The 5,269-nt window shown below is 66.1% G+C and carries 6 protein-coding genes; 4 read left to right on the forward strand and 2 right to left on the reverse strand.

All coding sequences use genetic code 11. The annotated features are described in order from the left end of the window. Positions 1-298: 298 nt before the first annotated feature. The gene (locus tag VFZ09_RS46485; protein WP_329734287.1) at positions 299-1,057 is read right to left on the reverse strand and encodes a DUF5953 family protein; all 759 of its coding nucleotides are present in this window, start codon (positions 1,055-1,057) and stop codon (positions 299-301) included. 1 nt (position 1,058) lies between these two features. Next, positions 1,059-1,724, reverse strand: a complete 666-nt coding sequence (locus VFZ09_RS46490; RefSeq protein ID WP_329734288.1) for a DUF6310 domain-containing protein — start codon at positions 1,722-1,724, stop codon at positions 1,059-1,061. 713 nt (positions 1,725-2,437) lie between these two features. Between VFZ09_RS46490 and VFZ09_RS46495 the strand changes: the two genes are divergently transcribed. The 4 genes from VFZ09_RS46495 to VFZ09_RS46510 all read left to right on the forward strand — a co-directional run bounded on the left by VFZ09_RS46495 (position 2,438) and on the right by VFZ09_RS46510 (position 5,062). Then, the gene (locus tag VFZ09_RS46495) at positions 2,438-2,671 is read left to right on the forward strand and encodes a hypothetical protein (protein ID WP_329734289.1); all 234 of its coding nucleotides are present in this window, start codon (positions 2,438-2,440) and stop codon (positions 2,669-2,671) included. Further along, on the forward strand, positions 2,668-3,480 hold the full coding sequence (locus VFZ09_RS46500) for an ExeA family protein (RefSeq protein WP_329734290.1): 813 nt from the start codon (positions 2,668-2,670) through the stop codon (positions 3,478-3,480). Before VFZ09_RS46495 ends, VFZ09_RS46500 begins: the two co-directional genes overlap by 4 nt. Before the next feature lies 1 nt (position 3,481). Then, complete coding sequence (locus tag VFZ09_RS46505; protein ID WP_329734291.1) at positions 3,482-3,769, forward strand: hypothetical protein; 288 nt, start codon at positions 3,482-3,484, stop codon at positions 3,767-3,769. Between the two features lie 327 nt (positions 3,770-4,096). Continuing rightward, positions 4,097-5,062: a hypothetical protein gene (locus VFZ09_RS46510; RefSeq protein ID WP_329734292.1), complete on the forward strand. Its 966-nt coding sequence runs from the start codon at positions 4,097-4,099 to the stop codon at positions 5,060-5,062. The last annotated feature ends 207 nt before the right edge of the window (positions 5,063-5,269 follow it).

A 5,269-nucleotide genomic window follows, 5' to 3' on the forward strand; every position in this document is an offset into this window, starting at 1 on the left:
AGGGCCCCAGTTGCGTCCGTTCCTCCCAACTCGTCCCGGGCTTCTTCTTCTCATCCATGCGTGCTCCTCGCTGGCCTCTCCGCCCACCGGGGGCCCGGGACGCTTGTTCGCATGGAGCCGAGCCCTCGAGCCAGGAGTTGCCCGGTGCTTCCGGTGCGTCCTACCGTACAGGTGCGCTGTCGACCTGTGCTGCACCTTCTCTCCACGTCAGGCGGCGCTCGCCGTCCTGGCTGCCGCTCGGCCCGCGTGAGCCCAAAGCTGGAACCTCGAGCACGGCCATGGCGAGCCGTGCCGAGCCTCAGGGCGTGGAGCGCCCGCCGATCTCCGGGAAGCGCGCGTAGGCCCGTTTGAGTGCGTCCAGGTGCGCGGGGTTGTCCAGGTCGAGCGGCGCATCGGTGAGCCTGACAACCCATCCGCCCGTCACGGTCTGTCGGGAGCGCGAAAGCAGTTCCGTGTCGCGGGCCGGGTCTGGGAATCCGATGGCGCGTGCGGCAGCGGCCGACCAGTAGTTCAGCCACCCCAGGCGATGCGGAATCTCAGGCGCGCGGATGGAGTCTGGGAACCTGAGCGCAGGCAACCCCCGTGGCGGGAGCCCCGGCTTGCGCAGTGGATCGCGCGTCTGCCGCGAAATCTCGGCGCCCGCGCTGAGTGGCGTCACATCCCCCCAGAATCCGCGAGATGCCTCTCCTATCGCCTCCAGCACATCCTCTGCCTGCGTGATGCCGACTGCTTCCTGGTACAGCGACCCATGGACTTCAAAGTGCGGCCCGCCCCCCGTGTAAAGACCATTTGGGTTTTCCAAGCCAAATAGCGTCATGGGGCAGTCATCGTCATCGTTGCAAACGAACGGAAACCCGCCATCCGTCCTGCTGGCCGCGAGCCACTCGTCGCGGTCAGGCAATGCAACGATGTCTCCCTTTTCAGAGAGCGTCCACTCCAGTCGCAACCCTGGAAGAGCACGCTCCATTCCATGGATGATTGCGAGGGGCCGCTCATCGCCACTCACGAGTGCGGGGGCGTTGATGATGATGCTGAGCTTGTTTGAATGGGCATTCATGTCAGCACCAGTCCATGAGGACGGCCCTGAGGGTATTGTCCGCGCGTTCCAGCGCGAGTTGATGTGCTTTGCTGCGCACGCCAACGACGAAGTCATACCCACACTCTTCTGCGAGTCTCTTCTCGCGTTGTATTTCCGGCAGCTTCATTTGGATGAAGAAGTCTTGGGATCGCGATTCGTGCTTGTCGAAGGCGTCCGTTTTGACATCCCACAGCGTGCGCGTGGCCAGTTGCAGCGCGTCGAAGTTCTTTCCATTCACGAGCACATCCCAGCCAGGGAAGGTGTTGTTCGGAAGGTTGTCGGCGCATTGGTTGTGCGGGTCATTACCACCCAGGTGTGGCACCGGGACGGGCTTGCACTCCGGGCGGCGCTCTCGCTCCGAGGTTTCGATAGGCCCCAGAGGAGGGAGCTCCGGCCCTTTTGGCTCCGGCTTGGGCCTTTTCGTCGGCGAGGGTTGTTGCGGAGCGGGCCTGGCCTCAGGTGCGGGCTTCACTTCTGGCACGGGCCGCGTTTCAGGCGTGGGCCTTGTTGTCTCGGGCTCGGCCCATTTCCGCTCATACGCATCCAGCGCCTCTTTGATGGCAAAGCCCACCACGACCACGCCCGCGACGATCACCGCTCCCACGACGATCTCCGGTGCCGCCAGCACGCAGATGCCGAGTCCCATGCCAGCCGCCCCCGCGGAGGCAACCGCGCATCTTCCCGTGGGGTCGTTGAACCGGATGCGCTCATGGTCGAGGGCCTGAAAGCATCGCTCCACCAGCACGGGCCAGGGCAGGGATGCCTCCTGGACAACGCAACGCCCCCCGTCCGTCCAGGGCAGCTTCGCCGCTCGCTGGAGGTTGGCGAGCCTCGGGTCCTGAACGGCAGGCTCTCCTGGGGCTGGCGGTGTCGTCGTACAGGCCGAGACGAAGAGCAGAAGTGCGATGCACGCCCGGAAACGCATGGCCACGTCCTCCAACCCATTCATGGCCGGGAATGGTGTCAGGCACTTCGTGGCGGCGCCACTCACTGCCCGAGCGACTGGGGCGGCGGCCTGGCGATGAAGGCGGGCGGTCAGCCCATGGCGCCGTTGGCGCGGAGGACCTGGGCCGTTGATCCACCCGCCGTCCGGCCCGGCGAGGTGTTACCGAGCACGCTGGATGAGGGAGATCGGCCCGGAATCGGACCGACTGGATGATGGGAGAAGCCGTAGGGGAGTGGGGCGGCCCATCACCCAGCAGGTTCGGGTAAAGGAGTGACGGGTGAGGTAGTGCGCGAGCCCCAGGAGGGCGGGGACCACGCGGCGCAGTGCCGCTCCGAGGGCCCGATTCGGGCGCGGAGAAAAAGAGGCCCGTGACCGTGTAGCAGCACGGCACGGGCCAGGGCTCCGCGGAGACATTGGAGAAAGAGAAGCGGAGCAGCCAAGGAATCATCCGAGTCGCGGGCCAGCGCATTGCCCTGCACCCGGTGGACCCGGTGCGCAACTCCCGGCGCTCTCGCCCCAGGCGCCGCCCCCACCTGGACGAGACGGCTCCCCGCCACACGGCCTTCGACCCGCCGCGCGCCCTGCTGGACAAGGCCGTGGGCCGCCCTCCCGCCCACGCCGCCGGCGAGGACGGGGGTGAGGCATGACGCCCTCCTACCTCTCCCACTTCGGCCTCTCCCTGGCTCCCTTCTCCAAGGAGATTTCCGACGCCGACCTCTGGCTGCCCTCCTCCAAGAGCGCGCTGGTGGAGGAGCTGTGCGAGGCCCTGCGTCAGCGCCAGAGCGTGGTGCTCACCGGCGAGCCGGGCGTGGGAAAAACCTGCGTGCTGCGCGCGCTGCGCCACCGGCTGCCCCACGGCGGCTTCCGCCTCACCTCCTGCCACAACGCCACCCTGGGCCGGCGCGACTTCTACCGCCAGCTGTGCCTGGCGCTGGGCCTCAAGCCCTCGGCCACCGCGGCGGCTGTCTTCTACGCCGTGGCCACCCACGTGGAGCAGCTGGGCCAGGAACGAACCCACCCCGTGTTTCTCCTGGACGAGTCCCACCTGCTGCACCAGGACGTACCAGGGGGCCTGCACATACTCCTCAACTACCAGTGGGACTCCCAGGCCCTGCTGAGCCTGGTGCTGGTGGGCCTGCCGGAGCTGGAGGGCCGCCTGTCGCGCCGGCACAATCGCAGCCTCTACTCCCGGCTGCACACCCGCCTGCACCTCACCCCCCTGTGTCCCGAGGACACCGCCGAGTACCTGCGCGTGCGCCTGGAAAAGGCCGGGTGCGAGCGCGAGCTGTTCGCCTCCGACGCCGTGGCCATGCTGCACGAGGCGGCCAGCGGCGCCCTGCGCGACATGGACCGCCTGGCCACCGCCGCGCTGCGCGAGGCCGCTCGCAAGAAGAAGAAGCTGGTGGAGCGCGACACCCTGGCGCGTGTCCTCGACACCGGCGCGCATGAGGACTGACATGGACACGCACCTGGAGCTCGTCCTGTGTGCCCCGGAGCTGGCTGTACTCGCGGCCCTGGAGGCCACGCTCTCCGCCTCGGCCGCGGCTCTCACCGCCGCGCACGCTGAACTGGAGGCCGAGGACTTCTCCGACTCTCCTCATCCGCCCTCCGCCCAGGCGTGTCTGGCCGCGGCTCTCACCCAGGTGGAGGCGCTCCAGCACTCCCTGCGCCGCTACCGCACCCTCGCCGTCATGCGGGAGGAGTGGGCGCGTGTCGCGCCTCCCTCCGAGCTCTCCCCCAGCTGAACCTCACCCCGGCCAGCCCTCGCTGGACGTGCGCGCCCACTGCTCACCTCCGGCGAGGGCTCCATCGACGAGTGTGATGCGCGCCCGTGCGTCCTCGCTGATGCCTATCAACCAGCCGGTCCAAGTCTCCATCAACAAGCGTGCGCGGTAACACCAAGGCGGGCGACGCGGCGCCATCGGGCTGTACTGGCTCGGCGACCGTCGATGCGGTCACGGCACCCACACCGGAACCGACGCCAACGTCACCCAAACCGAGTCGATCGCCTACCTGGAGGCACAGCAAATGCATCATTGACATATTTCAAAAACAGCGTGAGTGTTGAGTTCATGAACATCTTCATGAATTCAGTGGGACCGAGCGCGAAGCAGAAACGCTCTTCGTCGATGGCGGTAATGTCTGTGGGGCTGCTGACGGCTCTGTTTGGAGCGGGACCGGCACAGGCGGAGGCACCTGTGACGCCGCTGGCGACAACGAGTGTGAAGTTGGCGCAATCGTGCACGGTCGGGAACTTCAAGGGGGAGATGGAAGTGACAACCACGTTCACCCCGAGAGGGAGCGGAGGCGATTGGACGACGACGGTCAATCGGTACCGGATTACGCGACTGAACGGCCAAAGCGGCGGTAACAAGGCCAACGTCGATCTGAGTTTCTATGTCAATCGGGTCGGCCTCGGGCCCCTGGTCCGAAAGGATGCGTATTCCCCGGACGCAATGATTCAGGATGGGCAATGGCACGACCTCGGCCTCAGCGGCACGATTCAGGACGTTCCACTCCTGTACTCCCGATCGGCAACCTCCTATGACCCGCTGCAGTCCTCCGTCTTCGTCAAGTTCACCTTCGATAAGTCCGGCGGTGACCCATCTTGCATGACCGCGAGGTCCAGCAACTGGGGGCGCGAAGTGGGGGACATCGTGAAGGAGACGAGTCAGGTCAAGTTCGAGGACTACATCACCTATTGCGTGGCAGTGACGGGGGGCGGTACGTGTACGATCTCAAAGACTGAAACCAAGTCGAGTTCCGTCACCGTGGGGGCAGGCATCTCCATCGGATGGCTCACGAGCCAGCTCAGTTACAGTTGGGTGAACGAGAAGTCGGTGACCGTGTCGTGCACGTCACCGACGCTGAATGCCGGGCAGCAATTCTGGGCGTATCCGACTGGAACCCGCTACAAGTTCTCCACCTTCGCGCAGTTCTTCGGACAGCAGGCACTCGTGGTTCCAGGGTCGGCCTTCGAAGTCGATGGTGGTGTCGCTTGTGAGACGGTAAGTCCCCACGCGTTTGAATGGAACTGACCAGCACACACCTCTCGGCGCACCCCCGAGCACCGGGACGGGCTGGGACGGGGGCCGCTCGCCCGACTGACGGAGGGCCACGGCGAGCAGGCCATTGAGATGTTGTTGGGCTTGTTGGGCCAGCTGCGCGAGGAGCACGCCTCCACGCTGGTGCGACTCAAGCAGGCGCTACGGCAGTTGTACGGGCGGCGCAGCGAGAAGACTCCC

It is taken from the genome of Archangium sp. (assembly GCF_036277355.1).
In the GTDB taxonomy this organism is placed as follows: domain Bacteria; phylum Myxococcota; class Myxococcia; order Myxococcales; family Myxococcaceae; genus Archangium.